This window comes from Kitasatospora sp. GP30, assembly GCF_029892145.1.
Taxonomy (GTDB): Bacteria; Actinomycetota; Actinomycetes; order Streptomycetales; family Streptomycetaceae; genus Kitasatospora; species Kitasatospora acidiphila.
The window spans coordinates 74,309-92,190 of sequence record NZ_JARZAH010000015.1; the positions used below are offsets into that span (position 1 = coordinate 74,309).

The window sequence follows — 17,882 nt, forward strand, 5'->3', positions numbered from 1 at the left end:
CGCACCGGCAGCGCACCTTCCGCCCGGGAGACTCGACCTCATGCGCGTATCGGTGATCGGCTGCGGCCACCTCGGCACCTCACATGCTGCCGCGATGGCCGAGCTGGGGCACGACGTGATCGGTGTCGAACAGGATCCGGAGAAGCACCGGGCCTTGGCCGCCGGCCGTGCGCCGTTCTTCGAGACCGGGTTGGACGAGCTCCTGGCCAAGCACACCGCCACCGGTCGGCTGCGCTTCTGCACCGAGCTGGCTGCGGCCGCAGACCACGCGGAGCTGCACTTCATCGCCGTCGGTACCCCGCTGCTGCCGGATGGGCAGGGCTATGACGTCGACCAGGTGGTGGGCGCCGTGCGCTCGCTGGTCCCGCTGCTGCACCGGCCGTGCACCATCGTGGGCAAGAGCACGGTGGCCGTGGGCACGGTGGCCCGTCTCCAGGCCATCGTCGACCAGTTGGCCAATGTGCCCGGCGTGGAGCTGGTCTGGAACCCGGAGTTCCTGCGCGAGGGCCATGCGGTCATCGACACCCTGAAGCCGGACCGGATCCTGGCCGGGCTCAGCTCCGCGGCGGCCCGCAAGGCCCTGGAGGAGGTGTATGCGCCGATCCTGGCCCGTGGCGAGGCCCAACTCATCATCACCGATCCGGCCACCGCCGAGGTCGCCAAGTCCGCGGCCAACGCCTGCCTCGCCGCCAAGATCTCCTTCGCCAACGCGATGGCCGAGGTCTGCGAGCTGACCGGGGCGGATGTCGCTGAGGTCACCCGGGTGCTCGGCATCGACCCGCGCATCGGGCCGCTCGGCATGCGGCCGGGCATCGGGTACGGCGGCGGCTGCCTGCCCAAGGACCTCGCGGCCTTCACACATCGGGTCAAGGAGCTGGGTGCGGTGCGGGCGGCCGGGCTGCTGGACGCCGTCGAGGCGGTGAACCAGGGCCGCCGGGAGGCCGCCGTGGAGCTGGTGGAACGGGCAGCGGGCGGCACCCTGGACGGAGTCCGGGTCGGCTTCCTCGGTGCCGCGTTCAAGGCCGGCACCAGCGATGTGCGGGACTCCCCCGCCGTGCGGCTGGCCGACCGCCTCCATCTTCGCGGTGCCACCGTGGTGATCCACGACCCGCAGGCGCTTCCGTACGCACAGCGGGAGCTGCCACTGGCGCAGTACCGGGAGACCGCCCTCGAAGCCGCCGCCGACGCGGATCTGCTGGTGATCGGCACCGAGTGGCCCGAATATGTGGCGAACCCTCAACTCCCATCCGCAGCAGCAATCATGGTGCGTCGTCTGGTGCTGGTGGACGTGCGCACCGCAGTCGATCCGGCCCCCTGGGTGGCCGCCGGCTGGTCGGTCTGGCAACTCGGCCGCCCGGTCAGCCGTCCAACGGTCCCACCGGCGACCGCCGCACCGGCAGGCTGACCTCGCGACCGTCAGTCGGGCCCCGGTCGGCGCGGGTGCACCCCTCCCAGACCGCGGTCCCTGCAGGCAGCCGAGCCGGGTCGATCCGCACAAGGCGTAGCCGAACTCGTCCTGCGGCCGGATCCCGTCGACGGTCAGGCGGGCCTACCTTCGGTGTACCGGGTGCGCCGCGAGTCGGGCGCGACGCACCCGATATCCGCCAGAAGGGACCGGCCGATGACCGTCCAGCTGACCACGGAACAGGTGGAGCAAGCGCAGGCGGAGCAGGCGCAGGCGGAGCAGGCGCAGGCGGAGCAGACGGAGCAGGCGGTGCCCTTCACCCGGACCGAGATCTGCCCGGAGGCGCGGGTCGCCGCCCTGCGGGTGCTGGCCTCCGGTCGGGTCGCGACCGGAGCGCAGGCTGCCATGTTCGAGCGGGAGTTCGCGGCCCGGGTGAAGGCCCGGCATGCGGTGGCGGTCTCCTCGGGGACGGCGGCGATCGAGCTGGCCCTGCGGGCGATGCGACTGCCACCGGGCGGAATCGTGCTGGTGCCGGCGGTGACCTTCTGTGGGGTGGCGCAGGCGGTGCTGCACGCGGGCCTGCGGCCGCTGCTGGTGGACGTCGACCCGGTTACGGCGATGCCCAGCCCCGCGACCGTGGCCGCCGCACTGCAGGGGCACGCACACGGGCGGATCCGTCCGGCCGCCATGCTGATGCTGCACTTCGGCGGCGCCCCGGCCCCGTTGCCTGAGCTCGCGGCCGCGGCCGGCCTGCCGCTGTACCGGGTGATCGAGGACGCGGCGCACGGCCCAGGCACCACCATCCACGGGCGCGCGGTCGGCGCTCTGTCCCGGGCCGCTTGCTTCAGTTTCTCCTCCGCCTCCAATCTGCCGATCGGCGAGGGCGGCATGGTGACCTGCGATGACGGCGAGCTCGCCGCCCGGGTCCGCCGGGCCGGCCGGAACGGGATGTCCGCCGATGTCCGCCAGCGCGACGGTACGCCCGGCAGTGCCTGGCACTTCACGGTCGAGGACGGCGGCCTGAAGGCGAACATGCCCGATCTGGAGGCCGCGATCGGTCGTGCTCAACTGCGCCGATTGCCCGGCTGGCAGCGCCTGCGCGAACAACTGGCTGCCGCCTACACGCTCCGACTGCACGACGTGGGCACGCTGCTGCCCCCGTCCATACCGACCGGCGGACGGCACGCCTGGAACCTCTACGTGCTGCAGGTGACCGAGCGCTACGGCCGGTCGCGTGACGAGTTGGCCGCTGCGCTGGCGGAGCGCGGCATCGGCACCGCCGTGCACTACGTTCCGCTGCACCGGCTCGGCTACTTCCGCCATGCGGCGCTGCGGCCGATCAGCGGACTGCCCGGCGCCGACCAGCTCTTTCCCCGGTTGCTCTCGCTGCCGCTCTACCCCGGTCTCAGCGAGAACCGGGTGGAGCGCATCTGCACCGAGCTGCACCGGCTCGCTCGCTGACCCCAGGCGGCCTAGCCGGTACCGTTCCGCGCCCTAGTCGGTACCGTTCCAGCCTGTCGGTGCCCTTAGACCGAGCGGTCCGGTCGGTGCGGCGCACCGTTCCGGCCTGTCGGTGCCCTTTGGCCGAGCGGTCCGGTCGGTGCGGCGCGGTCGGCCTGATGGGCCATGGCGACGGCTTCCAGGCGGGAGTGCACGCCCAGCTTGTCCAGCACGTTCTGCACATGGGTGCGGGCGGTGCTGGTGGTCATCCGCAGCGCGCGGGCGATCTCGATGGTGTCGTCGCCCTCGGCCAGGCGGGCCAGCACCTCGTGCTCCCGATGGGTGAGCCGGTGCAGCGGCTCCGCGTGGTCCGGGGTGCGGGCCCGGCGCAGCGCCTCCTGGGCGAGGGTCGGCTCGATGAAGCGCTCACCGGCCGCGACCGTGCGCAACGCCCGGTCCAGCAGCTCAAGCCCCTTGTCCTTGCCCAGGTAGCCGGCGACTCCGGCGGCGGCCGCCGCGACCACCGCGTCCGGGTCCAGCTCTCGGGAGAGCGCCACGATCCCGATGCCGGGGTCGCTGCGCCGGATCTGGGCGATGGCGTCCAGAGCTCGGCCGTCCAGGAGTTGCAGGTCGAGCAGGCACAGCTCCGGTCGGCAGGCGGCTACGGCACGCAGCAGCCCGCCTCTGGTGGTGGCGGTCGCCTGCACCAGATAGCCGCGCCCGGCGAGCACCAGGGCCAGCGCCTCGGCGTGCAGCCGGCTGGCGTCCGCAATCACCAGGCGGGCCAGCGGGCGGGGTCCCGTCGCAGCGTCCGGTGGCGCTGCGGGTGCTGCGGAGCGTTCCCGGGGGCGGCTCCCGGGTCGGCCCGTGGACGAATCGGTCATGGCGTGCCCTTGCCTGTGCGGCCGGCCGCCGGGCGTCGCGCTCCGTACCGCTGCCCGGAGCGGATTCCGGTGCGCCTGCCGCGTGATCCGGCATCCCCCGTGTCATCCAGCGAATCAGACAACATCGCCGCAGTCCACCGGCGCTCGTATTCTCGAACCGTGGCCGGCGAGATCCAGGTCGTGGTGGCCGACCGCCGACGCTCGGTGGCCGAGGTGTTGGCCCTGGGACTGCGGCAGGTCGGGATGGCCAGCCATGCGGTCACCGGGATGCGCGCGGCCTGCCGGGTCGCCGCCGCGGAGCACGCCGATGTGGTGGTGGCCGATATCGGACTGGTTGCCGAGGAGGGCGCCGCCTCGCCATGGCCGTGTCGGCTCGGCGTTCCGCTGGTGGTGCTCAGCGATGGTGGCCGCAGCGAGGATCTGGCCTGTGCGGCGATCCGGGCCGGGGTGCGCGGCTGGGTGTCCAAGGACAGCTCGATGCAGCAGTTGCTGACGGTGATCCGCGGGGTCCGGCGCGGGGAGACCTGGATCCCGCCCGCCTTGCTCACCCGGGTGATGAGTGAGTTGATGACGCTGCGCGACACCTTGGAGGAGGAGAGTGGGCGGCTGGCCAGCCTCACCGCCCGGGAGCGCGAGGTGCTGGGGTGCCTGTCGGCCGGGATGAGCCGGGCCGAGATCGGGCGGCGGCTCTTCCTGTCCACCAACACCGTGCGCACCCATGTGCAGAATCTGATGATCAAACTGGATGTGCACTCCTCGGTCGCGGCCGTGGCACTCGCGCACCGCGTCGCACCGCCCGACGCTCTGAACCCGCCCCCGGCGCGCCGACCCTGATACCGCTGCCACCACCGCGGCCCCCGGTACCGCCGCGCAGTGGTCCGGCGTGCGGATCGTCCGGCAGACGGCCAGTCCGGCTTGCGGATCATCTGGCCTGAGGATCATCCGGCCCATGGACCACCATCCGAGCTGCGGGCCGCAGTACGTTTCTCCCATGACGCGCGTACTCGTAACCGGCGGTGCCGGCTTCATCGGCTCGGAATTCGTCCGCTCGATGCTTCGCACCCGATCACAGGACCGCATCACGGTATTCGACAAGCTGACCTATTCAGGCGTCCGGGAGAATCTTGCGGAAGTGGCCGACCATCCCGGATTCTCCTTCGTACTCGGGGACATCTGTGATCCGGTGGCGGTGGACCAGGTGATGGCCGGTCAGGACGCGGTGGTGAACTTCGCCGCCGAGTCGCATGTGGACCGCTCGATCCGGGGCGCCGAGGATTTCGTTCGCACCAATGTGATGGGCACTCAGGTACTGCTGGATGCCGCACTTCGGCACCGGGTCGGCCGGTTCGTCCAGGTCTCCACGGACGAGGTCTACGGCTCGATCGACAGCGGCTCGTGGACCGAACAGCAACCGCTCGCCCCCAACTCGCCCTATGCCGCCAGCAAGGCCGGGGCCGATCTGCTGGCCCTGGCCTGCCATCGCACCCATGGCCTGGACGTGGTGGTCACCCGCTGCTCCAACAACTACGGCCCCTACCAATTCCCGGAGAAGGTGATCCCGCTCTTCACCACCAGGTTGCTGAACGGCCGTTCGGTGCCGCTGTACGGGGACGGGCGCAACGTCCGCGACTGGCTGCACGTCCAGGACCATGGCCGGGCCCTCGCCCTGGTCCTTGACCGCGGCCGAGCAGGCGAGGTCTACCACATCGGTGGCGGTACCGAGATCTGCAACAGTGAACTAACCGACCTCCTACTCACGGCCCTTGGCGCGGACCCGGGGTTGGTGGAGCGGGTGCCGGATCGCAAGGGCCACGACCTGCGATACTCGCTGGACACCGAGAAGATCCGGACCGAGCTGGGCTTCGAACCGCGCATCCCGTTCACCGACGGCCTTGCGCAGACCGTCGCCTGGTACCGCGACCACCGCGACTGGTGGGAGCCGCTGCTTGGGCGTGCGGCTCTGGAGTGACCCGGCGAGGCGCCCGCCCGTACGGACCTCGGCCACCAGCCACCGACCATCGCCGAGAGCTGTCGGCGGCCGGCGCCGACTGCCGACAGCTGTCGCACAGCGGCCGGCGAGGGTGCACCGCCTGCACCGCCCGAGCCAGCCGGCCGGGTAGCGCGGTTGCCGCAATCTCAGGCGAGGTTGTGCTCGATTGCCAGTACTGCCAGGCGCACCCGATTCGGACTGTGCGTCTTGGCCATCAGGTTGGAGACGTGGGTCTTCACCGTAGTCACGCCCAGGTGCATGCGTGTGGCGATCTCGCTGTTCGACAAGCCGGCCGCGAGATGGCGCAGCACCTCGCGCTCACGGCCGGTGATGTCGCCAGTGGGCGGCTCCGGTTGGGGGCGGTGCTCGGCCCAGCCGTCGGCCGCCCGGGCCACCAGCCGTTTCAGTACACCCGGACTGTACGGGCTCTCGCCTGCGGCGGCCCGACGAACCGCGTCCAGCACGGTGGTCGGAGCGACATCCTTGGCCAGGAAGCCGCAAACGCCGGCGGCCAACGACGCGTACAGCTTGTCATCGTCATCGAACGTGGTCAGGACGACGATTCGGATGTCGGGACTCGACGCCAGGATCGCCCGGCTGGCGGTGATGCCGTCCATGACCGGCATGTGCAGGTCCATCAGGACGACATTGGGCCGCAGCTCTGCGCTCAGTCGAACGGCCTCGGCACCGTTGACCGCCTCGCCCACCACTCGCAGGTCGGGCGTGGACTCACAGAGCATCCGCAGACTCAAGCGGACCAGGTGCTGGTCGTCGACGATCAGCACGCTGATGTCGGCCTTCTCCGTGGTCATGGCAGCACCTCCTGAGGGGTGGGAAGGACAACATCGGGCACGACGGCACCGTGCGTGACGGCATCGGGCGCCACTGCACCGGACATGACGGCATCGGGCGGATGCTCTCCGGGCGACGCTGACGGGTCAACCAGCAGCAAACTGCCGGGCGTTGGGAAGTACTCGACCCGGGCGTGGGCCGCACCCGGGAGGGGTGGGGCGGGAGGATCCTGCTCCAGCCGGCCAGGCAGTTGGTCCGAAAGGAGGGCCGCGAGCCGCCAACCTCCCGCTACCGGGCCCGCCTCGATCGTTCCACCGACCAGGGCCACCCGCTCTCGCATGCCGAGCAACCCGTAGCCGGTCGTCACCGGGCTCCAACCGGGGGCCTGTCGGGTCGGACCGGTGACGGTGTTCTCCAACTCCACGGCCATCGCTGCTCCGCGCCGGGTGATCAGCAGCCTCACCTCGGCCGCCGCACCGCCATGTTTGACGACGTTGGCCAGCCCCTCCTGCACCAGCCGAAGCACCGTCAGCCCACGCACGGCGTCAAGCTCGGCGAGCTGTGGCGAGATCTCAGCGGCCACCCGGACTCCGGCGGTCTCGGCCCGGCTCACCACATCCGCCACCGCATCGGGAAGATCGGCCGGATCGGCCAGCAGCGGAGCCAGTTGCTGAGCCTCCGGATCTCGCAGCGCCGTGAGGAGCCGCCGCAGGTCGGCCAGGGCTGCCGTGGCACTGGTACGCACATCCGCCAGCACCTCGGTAAGGCGCGGGTCCGTCTGCGGCAGGACGTGCTGGGCCACACCGACCCTCAGGACCGTGGAGGAGAGGTGATGAGCCACCATGTCGTGCAGCTCGCGGGCGATGGCGGCCCGCTCGCCCGCTCTGGCACCCCATTCGGCCAATTCCCGCCCGCGCTCCGCTTCGCGAGCCCGTTCCTGGGCAGCCTGTGCCGCTTGCTCCTTGGAGCGCAGGTACCCCGCGACCAGCAAGGGCACACCGCCGACCAGGGCGGACCGGTAGAGCGCTGCCGGCAGCCCGTCGATCCAGGGGCCGCTGCTCCCCGCTCCGAGCAGTTCGGCCGCGGCCACCGCCAGCGCGGCGACCACCGCCGGCCGACCCCAGCGGCGCAGGGCCACGTCGAGCACCGCTGCGGCCACACCGATCTTCACCTCCAGCAGCACGGCAGGAGCGGTGAGTTCAGCGGCGAGCAGCAGAGCCGACTGACCGATCGCCGCGCTGAGCGGGCCGGCCGCCCCGATCCAGCACAGCATCAGGGCGGCCACGGCGATCGCCCAATCCCGCGGCGCGAAAGCGCTCGGGTCCCGCAACAGCAGCAGGTATCCGAGACCGAAGGCCACCAGGACCAGCCGCATCGCTCCGAAGCGACGGCTGGCCAACCGGGCGGTCCAGTTCTGCACCATGCATTCGACACTACGGCGTCAGGCCGCACTTCTTGATCCACCCCGAGGTGGAATTCATCTCCACCTCGGGGTGGAGATCTGCGCTCCTCCTTCTGGCCGGTTTTCTCCGGCCAGTTGCCTGAGGTTCCGGGGGGTGCCAAAACGCCATGCTGGACCAGGGCCTGATTGAACGTTCGATCCAAAGCATTCCGCACTACCCGAACCTGAAATCCCCTCAGCTCGTGAAGGAGTCCAGCCATGATCGCGTCCCTTGGGCGTTGGTCCGCCCGCCATCGACGGTGGGTCGTCATCGGTGCCGTCCTGTTCGCCCTGTTCGCCGGCGGCTGGGGCTCCGGGGTGTTCGGCGCGATCACTGGCGGGGCTGGCTTCGACGATCCGGGCAGCCAGTCCAGCGAGGCCGATCGGCTGCTCGCCGGGCCGCTGGGGCGCCTCTCCGACGACGTGGTGGTGGTCTACCGCAGCGACCGGCTGCGAGTCACCGACCCGGGCTTCGGTGACCGGGTGCGGGCGGTCGTCGCCGGTGTCCCGCACCAGGATCTGGCCCGGGTGGACAGCTACTGGTCCACCGGTGGCAGCAGCGGCTTCCTCAGCCGTGACGGCCACGCCACCTATGTGGCGCTGCAGTTCACCTCGGCCGACGACCAGCAGCGGGTCAAAGCGCTGCAGCGGATCGAGCAACGCTTCGAGGTCCCTGGTCTCACTGTGCGGTTCGGCGGGCTGACCGCGATGACCGAGCAGGTGAACACGCTGACCGGCAAGGACATCGGGCGGGCCGAGTTGCTGTCGGTCCCGGTGCTGCTGGTTCTGCTGGTGCTGGTGTTTCGCAGCGCGATCGCCGCCAGCCTGCCACTGGCGGTCGGTGCTGTGACGGCCGTCGGCTCGTTCGCCGTGCTGCGGCTGGTGACTCTGGCGGCACCGGTCAGCAGCAGCGTGACCAACGTGATCACCATCCTGGGGTTGGGGCTGGCCATCGACTACGCGCTCTTCCTGGTGACCCGCTTCCGCGAGGAGTTGGCCGCCGGGTCACCAGTCGACAGCGCGGTCGAGCGCACCGTCGCCACCGCGGGCCGCACAGTGGCGTTCTCGGGCCTGGCCATCGCCATCTCCTTCTCCGGTCTGCTCTTCTTCCCCTCGCGGTTCCTCAGTTCGATGGGTTATGCGGGTGTCTCGGTGGTCGCCTTCGCGGTGTTCGGCTCACTGACACTGCTGCCCGCGCTGCTGCGCATCACCGGGCATCGGGTGAACGCCTGGCGGGTTCCGCTCCCCCGTGGCCGCGCCGCTGGCGCACGCTGGTACCGGGCCGCCCGAGCCGTGATGCGCCGGCCACGGCTGACCACGGTGGCGGTCCTGGCAGTGCTGGTCGGCTTGACGGCACCGATCCTCGGCGTGAACTGGGCCCGCCCCGGCGACTGGGTCCTGCCAACCGGTGCCGATGCCCGTGTGGTGACCCGGGAGTTCGCCGCCGACTTCGGCCAGGACCCGACCCGCACGATGACCGCCGTGGTCCAGGGCGGGATCACAACCAGTTCGCAACTCGATTCCTACGCCGCCGGGTTGAACACGGTTCCCGGGGTGTTGAACGCCAGAGTGACGGCGGTGCATGACGGCCTTGCCAGGATCACCGCGTCCTATGCGATGGATCCGATGTCCCGTCAGGCCCGCACCATGGTGGACCGGCTGCGTGCCGAGCCGGCGCCGCCCGGCAGCAGGGTGCTCTTCACCGGCATGCCGTTCTCCCGGGTGGATATCGTCGGGATGATCACGGCCAGGGCACCTTGGATGGCGCTCTTCGTGGCCCTCGTCTCCTCGGTGGTGCTCCTCCTCGCCTTCGGCTCGGTGACCATCCCGATCAAGTCGGTGCTGCTCAACCTACTCTCGCTGGGCTCCGCTCTCGGCGCGATCACCCTGGTCTTCCAGGACGGCTGGCTGCATTCCGTGCTCGGCTTCACCCCGATCGGCGCCATTGACGCCGACTTCCCGGTGCTGATCGTGGCGATCGCCTTCGGCCTCGCCATGGACTATGAGGTCCTCCTGCTCTCCCGGATCAAGGAGGCATACGACCGCACTGGGGATCCGGTCGATTCGGTGGCGGTGGGCCTGCAACGCACCGGGCCCGTCATCACCAGCGCCGCGCTGCTGCTCACCGTGGTGGTCGGCGGGTTCGTCCTCTCCTCGCTCGCCTTCCTCCAACTCCTGGGCTTGGGGCTGGTGATAGCGGTCGGCGTCGATGCCACCGTGGTGCGCATCCTGCTGGTGCCGGCGACCATGCGACTGCTTGGGCGCTGGGCCTGGTGGGCACCGGCACCGCTGGCGGCCCTCTGGCGGCGTGTCAATCTGGCTCAAGCACACGCCGAACCAATCCCCGCGACCATCCCACCAACCGACCCTGCACAGCCCGCCGACTTCTCATTGCACATAGTCCGCAGGTCGGGAACAAAGCACTGAACAGGCCCGTTGGCCTGCAAAATGACGCAACAGAACGACCCAAAGGGAGGGTTGTCGATGAAGGCGATCGGATTCACCGAGAACGGCGCGCCCCAGGTCCTGCGCCCCATGGAGCTGCCGATGCCGGAGCCCGGGCCCGGCCAGGTGCTGATCAAGGTGGCGTATGCGGGCGTCAACTATGGCGAGGTCCAGCACCGCCTCGGTGACTTCGGGCCGCCGGACGGTGTGGACGTCACCGGGCTTGAGGCGTCCGGGCACATCGCCGCGCTCGGCCCTGGTGTGGAGCCGGGCGAGGGGCTCGCGATCGGCGACCCGGTCGCGGCGTACCTGCCTACGGGTGGCGGGTACGCCGAGTATGCCGTGGCGCCCGCCGAGTTGGTCTTCCCGCTGCACACCGCCGCAGGCGAGATCGACCTGCGCACTGCAGGCGGTGCCGGCCTGGTGCTGCCCACGGCCTACGGCCTGCTCGCCGAGGCCGCGCGGCTCCGCCCCGGTGACACCGTGCTGATCCACGCCGCGGCCGGCGGAGTCGGCTCGGCCGCCGCGCAGTTGGCCCGCGCCCTCGGCGCCAAGGCCGTGTACGGCACCGTGGGCAGCACTGCCAAGGCCGAGTACGCCACCCGGTTCGGTTATGACGAACTCTTCGGCCGGGAGGGCTTCGGCGAGGCCGTACTGAAGGCCACCGGAGGCCGCGGGGTGGATGTGGTGCTCGACCCGGTCGGTGGCCCCACCCGCCTGGCGAGCCTGGAGGCGCTCGCCCCGTTCGGCCGGGTGACGATCTTCGGTGAGGCCGCTCGCCATCCCGACCTCGAGCTGCCCCTGCTGTCGCTCTGGAAGAACAACCGCACGCTGGCCGGCTACAACATAGCCGACCTGTCCCGTCGTGATCCGCAGCTGGCGCGCAGTCATGGCCTGGCCGCCTTCGATCTGCTGGCAACGGGACAGGTGACCATCGACATCACCGGAGTGCTGCCGCTCAACGCCGCCGTCGAGGCCCATGAGCGGATGCAGGCGGGTGCGGTGCAGGGCAAGCTGCTGCTCCAGGTGGCCGACCAAGCGTAAGCACCGGCGAGCGACTGCTGCGGCGAACGGTCAGCCCGCGGGTGGTGGGGCGAACAAGCGGTCAGTGGAAGTAGTGCCCAGCGTCAAGGTCCTCGATGAGGCCGGGCTTGACCGGGCTCCAGCCGAGGAGCTGCTGGGTCACGGCGCTCGATGCGGGGACGTCCGACGCGAAGATGCCGCCGAGCCAGCCGAAGTGGTCAACCACCTCTTCGGCGGGGAGGGCAGCGACGGGCAGGTTCAGGTGCCGGCCGATCACCTCGGCGATCTCGCGGACCGGGACGGCCTGGTCGGCAACGCCGTGCAGTCGGCTGCCGGCTGGTGCCGACTCCACGGCGAGTCGGAACAGCCGTGCGGCGTCCAGACGGTGGACGGCGGGCCAGCGGTTGGTGCCGTCGCCCGGGTAGGCGGATACGCCCTTGTCGCGGGCGACCCCGATCAGGGTCGGGACGAAGCCGTGGTCGCCCTCATCGTGCACCGACGGCGGCAGCCGGACTACCGAGGTCCGGACACCGCGGTCGGCGAACCCGAGTGCCGCCTGCTCCGAAGGAATGCGGAACCCCCTGGGCGACTCGGGGTCGGCGGAGTCATCCTCCGTGCCGAGTCGACCAGAGGCCAGACCAGCCGTACCGGAGGTGATGACCAGTGGCCGGTCCGATCCCACGAGCGCCTCACCCAGTGCCTCGATCGCGCGCCGGTCCATTCGCGCGCCACCGACGAAGTCGGCGAAGTCATGTGCAAACGCGGTGTGGATGACGCCGTCCGCTGCTACCGCCCCTTCCCGCAGGCTGTCGAGGTCCTCCAGCGAGCCGCGGTGCACCTCGGCGCCGGCAGCGGTCAGTGCCTCCGCGCCACGGTCCGAGCGAGCGAGGCCGAGTACCTTGTGCCCCTCCCCCAACAGCTCACGAACGATGGCGCTACCGATGAATCCGGTGGCGCCGGTGACGAACACGCGCATGGTGCACTCCTTCAGTACTTTCGACACTCTCGGCACACTTGGCACTGCTTGGGTTGCTCCTCGCAGCTGCCCGGCAGTTCCACCATGCGGTCGCGAGCGCGAGCGCGTCCAAGACCGGCTCCGCACCGGGCCATACCGGTCGGGTATCACTGCAGCTCATACGGAATCGGAGAAGTCCACACCAGCCGGGAATATGATGTCCCGTCATATCGACCATGCCTCATCACTCTCGGCTGCCGGCTTCATGGCATCGCGGTGGATGTCGGGATCGGGATGACCAGCTGAGGGGAGCGGAGATGATCCGCTGGGTATACGCCTTCGTGGACCGGCCGCGGGAGCACTTCACCGTGGCAGCCGAGTTCTGGACGGCGGTCACGGGGACTTCGCTCTCCGAACGACGCGGTACAGAACGGGAGTTCGCAACGCTGCTACCGAACGGGACGAAGGTCGAGCACCAGACGAGGACCACCAACGGCACACCCGAACCGGACGCCTGCCTGAAGCTGCAAGGCGTTGCGAGCGACTCGGGCGGGGCACACCTGGATCTGGCGGTCGAGGACATCCCGGCGCTGGTGGCGCGCGCGGTCTCGCTGGGTGCAACCGTGGTGGCCGAGCAGGGCTTCGTGGTACTCGCCTCCCCCGCAGGGCAGTTGTTCTGCGCGGTCACCTGGCACGGCGAGGCGCGACGGCCCAGCATCTTCGAAGGCGCCCGGCTCGACCAGGTCTCGATCGACATTCCGCCGGAGCTGTACGAGGAGGAGACAACGTTCTGGGGCGAACTGACGGGATGGCCGGTGCTGACCGGATCGCGGCCGGAGTTCCGAGCGGTGAAGCCACCGGCAGGGCTGCCGGTCCGGATCCTGCTCCACCGCCTGGGCACCGGGGACGCCATGACCGCCCCGGCCTCCCCACACCGCTTGGGGCCTCGGGCCACCGCCCCTCCGGCCACCCCAGGCATCGAGCGCACCCAGGGTGCCCCGCACAGCACCGGCGAGCCCGCCAAGGCCGGCGCCCACCTGGACTTCGCCTGCGCAGACCGTGCCACCACCCGGGTGGCACATGAGGAGTTGGGCGCGAGCTTCGTCGCCGAGTACCCGTACTGGACCGTGATGAGCGACCCGACGGGCGCCCACTACTGCCTCACCGCCCGGGATCCGGACACCGGCCTGCTCGGCAACCCCCATGACTGACGCAGCAGTCCTGACGTAGCAAGTCCCGGCGCAGCAGTTCCGGCGCAGCAGTCCTGACGTAGCAACTCCCGACGAAGCAGTTCCGAGGCAGCAGTCCCGACACAGCAGCCCCGAGGCAGCAGCCCTGACGTAGCAACTCCCGACGTACCAACTCCTCAGTCCCGTCCGCCGACCAGCGCGTTACCCAACTCCGTGCGCCCGTAGAGCACCAGGCGTCCGGAGCGCCGGCGGCGGAGCAGGCCCGCATCGTGCAGCACCCTGAGGTGGCGGCCGACCGAGCCCAGCGGCTGGCCGGTCAGGGCAACCAGGTGCGTGGTGCTCAGCGGAGTCTCCAGGAGGACCAGCACCCGGGCGCGGGCCGGGCCGAGAAGCCTGGCGAGCGCCTCGGGCGGGGCGGCGGACCCAGCGTCGGCGAGTGCGCCGGTGCAGGGGTAGATGACGGCGTGTCGGTGCTGGTCCCAGGCCAGCCAGCCCTGGCTGGGCGTCACCGGTACGAACAGCAGCCGGGTGCCGGCGAGCTCACGTGGCGGCTGATCACGCAAGGTGATCCGCAGGCGGCTGGCACCGAGCCAGCGCATGCCGGGGCGTAGCTCGTCCAAGGCGGACTCCCAACCGCCGTGGGCGAGCCGGGCGGTGCGGACCAGGATGTCGCACTCCAGGATCCGGCGTCGGCGCGGCCAGTCCGGCTGGACGGTGTGCCGCCAGACACGGTCCAGCAATTCGGCCGCGCGCTGGGGTAGGTCGGGGCGGTCGAGCTCGGCGGGGAGCGGGCCACCGAGCGCCTCGGCCAGGTCGGCGCGGGCGACGGCGGGGGCGGTACTGGCGAGACGGTCCAGTTCACGAGCGAAGTCGGGTTCGGTCGCGTCGGGGGTCGGGGTCAGGAAGGTCGCGTTCCAGGAGCCGCCCAGGCCCGCTCGGACCAGGCGTGCCGTGACCGGGTCCGCGGCCAGGCAGGCGCGGTAGGCGGGCAGGTGGGCGGCCAACCAGGTCCGTTCACCGGGATCGGCCGCGCTCGCCCGCTCCAGGAGCTTCAGGGCTGCCGTGGTCTCCGCGAGGGGCGAGACCGCGAACCGGCTTGCCGCCAGGGTGTCCGCGGTGATCTCCCACCAACTCAACGCCTGCGACCTTTCCACCCCGCCATACCCCAGCAGCCCTTACTCCCTCGCACCCCGTACCCCCGCACCCATCGCCCCCCGAACCCATCGCCCTCCGCCTTTCGCGCCCGGCCTTTCGGCCCCGCCTTTCGGCCCCGCCTTTCGCGCTCCCGCGAAACGGTACCCGCGCCGCCGCATCCCCCGGCAGGCTCCCTGCATGCCCAGCTATCGCAACCTGTTCCGCACCCCGGAGTTCACACCGCTCTTCCTCCTCAACAGCGCCCAAGTCGCCGCCCAGACGGTCGGTTCGCTGGCGCTTGGCACGCTGGTCTTCAACTCCACCGGGTCACCGCTGCTGGCCGCCCTGGCGATGTTCGGCTCGGCGCTGGCCCAGGTGCTGGGCGCCGCCACGCTGCTGCGCGCCGCCGACCGGCTGCCGCCACGGGCCACGTTGGCGGGCTTGTCCCTGCTGTTCGCGGCCGGCACGGCGCTGCAGGCGGCACCGGGTCTGCCGGAGTGGGCGCTGTTCGGACTACTGCTGGTACTGGGAATGGCGGGGGCACTCGGCGGCGGGGTGCGCTACGGACTGCTGTCCGAGCTGCTCCCGGGCGACCAGTACCCGCTCGGCCGGGCCGCCCTGAACGTCGCCAACGGCCTGCTGCAGGTCTGCGGCTTCGCGGTCGGCGGCGTGCTCACGGCCGTCCTGACACCCGGCCAGACGCTGCTGCTCGGCGCCGCGCTGCATCTGACGGGGGCGATCGCGGCCCTGCTGGGGCTGAGCCGCCGGACACCGCGCGCCGCTGCGGGCCACGGGGGCGTGCCCACCGCCCGGCTGCTCGCCGACCGGGCCCGCCGTTCGGTGTACCTGGCGCTCTGGGTGCCGAACGGCCTGATCGTGGGCTGCGAGTCGCTCTTCCTGCCCTACGCTCCCCGGCAGGCGGGGCTGCTGCTGTCCGCGGCCGCCGCCGGGATGCTGCTCGGGGACGCGGTGGTCGGCCGGTTCCTGACACCCCGGTTGCGGGCCCGGCTCGGCATTCCGCTGAACCTCCTCCTCGCCGCGCCCTATCTGCTGTTCGCCGTCCACCCACCCCTGGCCCTCGCACTGATGACGGCCGCAGTCGCCTCGGTCGGCTATGCGGCCGCGCTCCCGCTCCAGGAGCAGTTGCTCGCCCGCACGCCCGCCACCGGCCACGGCCAGGCGCTCGGACTGCACTCGGCGGGCATGGGCACCGCGCAGGGCCTCAGCGCAGCCCTGGCCGGCGCGGTGGCCGAGCACGCCGGCCCGGCAGTCGCCATCGCACTGCTGGCCGCGGGTTCACTGGCGGTCACCTCGGTCCTGGCGCCAGGGCTGGCCGACCGCCCGCGCTAGTGGCTCTGCTCGGAAGGTTGGACGGCTATTTGGGTGTGTGACTGTTGGGCAGGTTTGCAGCGAAGATCCAGTCGAATCCGTCGTAGCCAGGTCCATCGAGATGTTCTGCTCGGTTCAGGCCAGCGCGGATCGCCACGCGTTGGGAGGCGATGTTGTCCGGTCGGACTCGGGCGATGAGCGGGAGGTCCGGGACCTGCCGCGCTGCCCAGGCGGCAACGACGGTTGCCGCCTCGGTGGCCAGGCCTTGTCCCCAGGTGGAGGCGTCGAAGCGGTAGAAGAGGTTGAGGATCTTCATTCCCGCGAGGTCCATGGGTTTGACTCCACAGAACCCCAGCTGGCGGGTCATGTCGTGGTGCCGGACGACCCAGTAGCCGTAGCCGCAGCGTTGCCACTGGTCGTTCCAACGCAGGTAGAGCTGCTGAGCGTCATGACGCTGGGCAAGTGCGTCGGAAGGGTTGTGGACACAGGTGGCGGGGTCATTGTGGATCGCGAAGATGGCGTCGATATCGGCCGCGGTCGGACGCCGCAACGACAGTCGGGTGGTTGTCAGCTCTTCGTTGGCCGGGTTCTGGTCGCTCATGCCGAGATCGTAGGGCTGTGTCAGGCGGCCCGGGCGGGGTAGTCGGTCCAGCCGCGGATCACCGAGTCGGGCGCGAAGTTGCTCTTGGGGTGGGCGCGTGCGTTGTGCCAGCGGACGTAGGCGGCGATGGCGGCGTTCTGCTCGTCGTGGCTGCGGTGGTCGGTGCCGTTGAGCGCGAAATAGCGGAGCGCCGCGAACTCGGACTCGATCCAGTTCAGCCACGAGCCGTAGGTGGGCAGGAAGACCAGTTCGACCTCGTTCGCCGCCGTCCAGGCCCGCACGTTGGGGTGCTTGTGCGGGGAGAAGTTGTCCAACACGATGTACAGCTTCTCCCCGGGCCAGCGGGCACATAGCCTTGAGCAGGCCGAGGAACTCGCGCCACCGTTTCCGCTTGCGGATCCGGTAGTAGATCTTGCCGGTGGCCAGGTCGAGGGCGGCGAGCATGTGCATCACACCGTCGTACCGGTTGTACGTGGCCCGCAGCCGACGCGGCGAACGCGTGGGCCGCCAGGCCTTGCCCTTGCGGGGCTGGAGGTTGAGCGGACCGAATTCGTCCACGCAGATCACCCGACCGTCGGCGGGTGGCGTGTCGTAGAGCTCCAAGACCCGGTGCATCTTGGAGATGAAGGCCGGGTCAGTGGAGGCCTTCCACGTCGTTGTCGTCTGCCAGGACACCTTGCCCTCGCGCAGGATCCGGCGCAGGGTCTCCCTAGTGACGGCGGTGACAACCTTGTGTTTGACCAGGTGTTCGGCAAGCTTGGCCAGGCTCCAGGTGGAAAAGGCGGCGATGCCCCAATCGGCGGGGGACGTCCGGGCGATCAGGCAGATGCGCTCGCGCACCTGGTCACTGATCGTCTTCGGGCGTCCCCCGCTCCATTTTGGGTCCAGCGCGTCGAACCCCCGCTCGTTGAAGGCGTGGATGACATCTCGCACGTACTCCTCGCCGACCTGGAGCAGCGTGGTGATGTCTCGCACCGACTGCCCCTGCGCAGACATCAGCACCACGATTGCCCGCCGGAGCCGGACCGGTTCCTTCGAGGTCCGGCCGATCCGCTGCAGCCGCCGGCCCTCCTCCACGCTCACCGGCCGAGCGAACACTCCCGAACGACGCCCCACGACCACCTCCAAGATCAGATCCCGAAGACAGCCTGACGGACTACCAGCAGTCGATCAATTTCCCGGCCGACCTATCGAGCCGAGCCACTAGCCAGCCAGCCGGTCGGCCGGCCGGCCGCGGTCGCCCAACCGTCCAA

The 17,882-nt window shown here is 70.6% G+C and carries 15 protein-coding genes and 1 pseudogene; 8 read left to right on the forward strand and 8 right to left on the reverse strand.

Features of this window, described 5'->3' with window-relative positions; all coding sequences use genetic code 11:
- The first annotated feature begins 40 nt into the window (after positions 1–40).
- Together P3T35_RS21845 and P3T35_RS21850 are read left to right on the forward strand one after the other, a co-directional pair.
- Positions 41–1,405: a UDP-glucose/GDP-mannose dehydrogenase family protein gene (locus tag P3T35_RS21845; RefSeq protein ID WP_101384020.1), complete on the forward strand. Its 1,365-nt coding sequence runs from the start codon at positions 41–43 to the stop codon at positions 1,403–1,405.
- Between the two features lie 216 nt (positions 1,406–1,621).
- Positions 1,622–2,866: a DegT/DnrJ/EryC1/StrS family aminotransferase gene (locus P3T35_RS21850; protein WP_101384019.1), complete on the forward strand. Its 1,245-nt coding sequence runs from the start codon at positions 1,622–1,624 to the stop codon at positions 2,864–2,866.
- Between the two features lie 65 nt (positions 2,867–2,931).
- Here the strand turns inward: P3T35_RS21850 and P3T35_RS21855 are convergent, their stop codons facing one another.
- On the reverse strand, positions 2,932–3,621 hold the full coding sequence (locus P3T35_RS21855; RefSeq protein ID WP_180356766.1) for a response regulator transcription factor: 690 nt from the start codon (positions 3,619–3,621) through the stop codon (positions 2,932–2,934).
- 267 nt (positions 3,622–3,888) lie between these two features.
- Between P3T35_RS21855 and P3T35_RS21860 the strand changes: the two genes are divergently transcribed.
- On the forward strand, positions 3,889–4,563 hold the full coding sequence (locus P3T35_RS21860; protein WP_101384017.1) for a response regulator transcription factor: 675 nt from the start codon (positions 3,889–3,891) through the stop codon (positions 4,561–4,563).
- 157 nt (positions 4,564–4,720) lie between these two features.
- Entirely contained in the window at positions 4,721–5,698 is a 978-nt protein-coding gene (rfbB, locus tag P3T35_RS21865) for a dTDP-glucose 4,6-dehydratase (RefSeq protein WP_101384016.1), read from the forward strand.
- A 167-nt stretch (positions 5,699–5,865) separates the two neighbouring features.
- Here the strand turns inward: rfbB and P3T35_RS21870 are convergent, their stop codons facing one another.
- Entirely contained in the window at positions 5,866–6,531 is a 666-nt protein-coding gene (locus tag P3T35_RS21870) for a response regulator transcription factor (RefSeq protein WP_101384015.1), read from the reverse strand.
- On the reverse strand, positions 6,528–7,934 hold the full coding sequence (locus P3T35_RS21875) for a histidine kinase (protein WP_101384014.1): 1,407 nt from the start codon (positions 7,932–7,934) through the stop codon (positions 6,528–6,530). Before P3T35_RS21875 ends, P3T35_RS21870 begins: the two co-directional genes overlap by 4 nt.
- Before the next feature lie 237 nt (positions 7,935–8,171).
- Here P3T35_RS21875 and P3T35_RS21880 point away from each other — a divergent pair, with 237 nt between their 5' ends.
- Together P3T35_RS21880 and P3T35_RS21885 are read left to right on the forward strand one after the other, a co-directional pair.
- Positions 8,172–10,379, forward strand: coding sequence for an MMPL family transporter (locus tag P3T35_RS21880; RefSeq protein WP_101384013.1), 2,208 nt, complete (start codon positions 8,172–8,174; stop codon positions 10,377–10,379).
- A gap of 57 nt (positions 10,380–10,436) precedes the next feature.
- On the forward strand, positions 10,437–11,441 hold the full coding sequence (locus P3T35_RS21885) for a zinc-binding dehydrogenase (protein ID WP_101384012.1): 1,005 nt from the start codon (positions 10,437–10,439) through the stop codon (positions 11,439–11,441).
- A 61-nt stretch (positions 11,442–11,502) separates the two neighbouring features.
- Here the strand turns inward: P3T35_RS21885 and P3T35_RS21890 are convergent, their stop codons facing one another.
- Positions 11,503–12,396: an SDR family oxidoreductase gene (locus tag P3T35_RS21890; RefSeq protein ID WP_101384011.1), complete on the reverse strand. Its 894-nt coding sequence runs from the start codon at positions 12,394–12,396 to the stop codon at positions 11,503–11,505.
- A gap of 296 nt (positions 12,397–12,692) precedes the next feature.
- Here P3T35_RS21890 and P3T35_RS21895 point away from each other — a divergent pair, with 296 nt between their 5' ends.
- Positions 12,693–13,586: a VOC family protein gene (locus tag P3T35_RS21895; protein ID WP_101384010.1), complete on the forward strand. Its 894-nt coding sequence runs from the start codon at positions 12,693–12,695 to the stop codon at positions 13,584–13,586.
- A 155-nt stretch (positions 13,587–13,741) separates the two neighbouring features.
- Here P3T35_RS21895 and P3T35_RS21900 read toward each other — a convergent pair whose 3' ends face one another.
- Positions 13,742–14,701 (reverse strand): ArsR family transcriptional regulator, encoded by a 960-nt coding sequence (locus P3T35_RS21900; RefSeq protein ID WP_101384009.1) that lies wholly within the window; start codon positions 14,699–14,701, stop codon positions 13,742–13,744.
- A 196-nt stretch (positions 14,702–14,897) separates the two neighbouring features.
- On the opposite strand from P3T35_RS21900, the gene P3T35_RS21905 reads away from it, so the two are divergent.
- Positions 14,898–16,049: an MFS transporter gene (locus P3T35_RS21905; RefSeq protein ID WP_101384008.1), complete on the forward strand. Its 1,152-nt coding sequence runs from the start codon at positions 14,898–14,900 to the stop codon at positions 16,047–16,049.
- Between the two features lie 25 nt (positions 16,050–16,074).
- Here P3T35_RS21905 and P3T35_RS21910 read toward each other — a convergent pair whose 3' ends face one another.
- The 3 genes and pseudogenes from P3T35_RS21910 to P3T35_RS21920 all read right to left on the reverse strand — a co-directional run.
- Positions 16,075–16,629 (reverse strand): GNAT family N-acetyltransferase, encoded by a 555-nt coding sequence (locus P3T35_RS21910; protein WP_101384007.1) that lies wholly within the window; start codon positions 16,627–16,629, stop codon positions 16,075–16,077.
- A 20-nt stretch (positions 16,630–16,649) separates the two neighbouring features.
- Complete coding sequence (locus tag P3T35_RS21915; protein WP_280707402.1) at positions 16,650–16,946, reverse strand: transposase; 297 nt, start codon at positions 16,944–16,946, stop codon at positions 16,650–16,652.
- Positions 16,947–17,037: 91 nt separating this feature from the next.
- A pseudogene (locus P3T35_RS21920) lies at positions 17,038–17,625 on the reverse strand (IS630 family transposase); the annotation flags it as partial.
- Positions 17,626–17,882 lie beyond the last annotated feature (257 nt).

Bases quoted from the DNA above. Each gene is read 5' to 3' on its own strand.
- P3T35_RS21910 (WP_101384007.1), bottom strand. From the start codon at position 16,629: ATGAGCGACCAGAACCCGGCCAACGAAGAGCTGACAACCACCCGACTG.
- P3T35_RS21850 (WP_101384019.1), top strand. From the start codon at position 1,622: ATGACCGTCCAGCTGACCACGGAACAGGTGGAGCAAGCGCAGGCGGAG.
- rfbB (WP_101384016.1), top strand. From the start codon at position 4,721: ATGACGCGCGTACTCGTAACCGGCGGTGCCGGCTTCATCGGCTCGGAA.
- P3T35_RS21845 (WP_101384020.1), top strand. From the start codon at position 41: ATGCGCGTATCGGTGATCGGCTGCGGCCACCTCGGCACCTCACATGCT.
- P3T35_RS21895 (WP_101384010.1), top strand. From the start codon at position 12,693: ATGATCCGCTGGGTATACGCCTTCGTGGACCGGCCGCGGGAGCACTTC.
- P3T35_RS21875 (WP_101384014.1), bottom strand. From the start codon at position 7,934: ATGGTGCAGAACTGGACCGCCCGGTTGGCCAGCCGTCGCTTCGGAGCG.
- P3T35_RS21880 (WP_101384013.1), top strand. From the start codon at position 8,172: ATGATCGCGTCCCTTGGGCGTTGGTCCGCCCGCCATCGACGGTGGGTC.
- P3T35_RS21870 (WP_101384015.1), bottom strand. From the start codon at position 6,531: ATGACCACGGAGAAGGCCGACATCAGCGTGCTGATCGTCGACGACCAG.
- P3T35_RS21905 (WP_101384008.1), top strand. From the start codon at position 14,898: ATGCCCAGCTATCGCAACCTGTTCCGCACCCCGGAGTTCACACCGCTC.
- P3T35_RS21890 (WP_101384011.1), bottom strand. From the start codon at position 12,396: ATGCGCGTGTTCGTCACCGGCGCCACCGGATTCATCGGTAGCGCCATC.
- P3T35_RS21885 (WP_101384012.1), top strand. From the start codon at position 10,437: ATGAAGGCGATCGGATTCACCGAGAACGGCGCGCCCCAGGTCCTGCGC.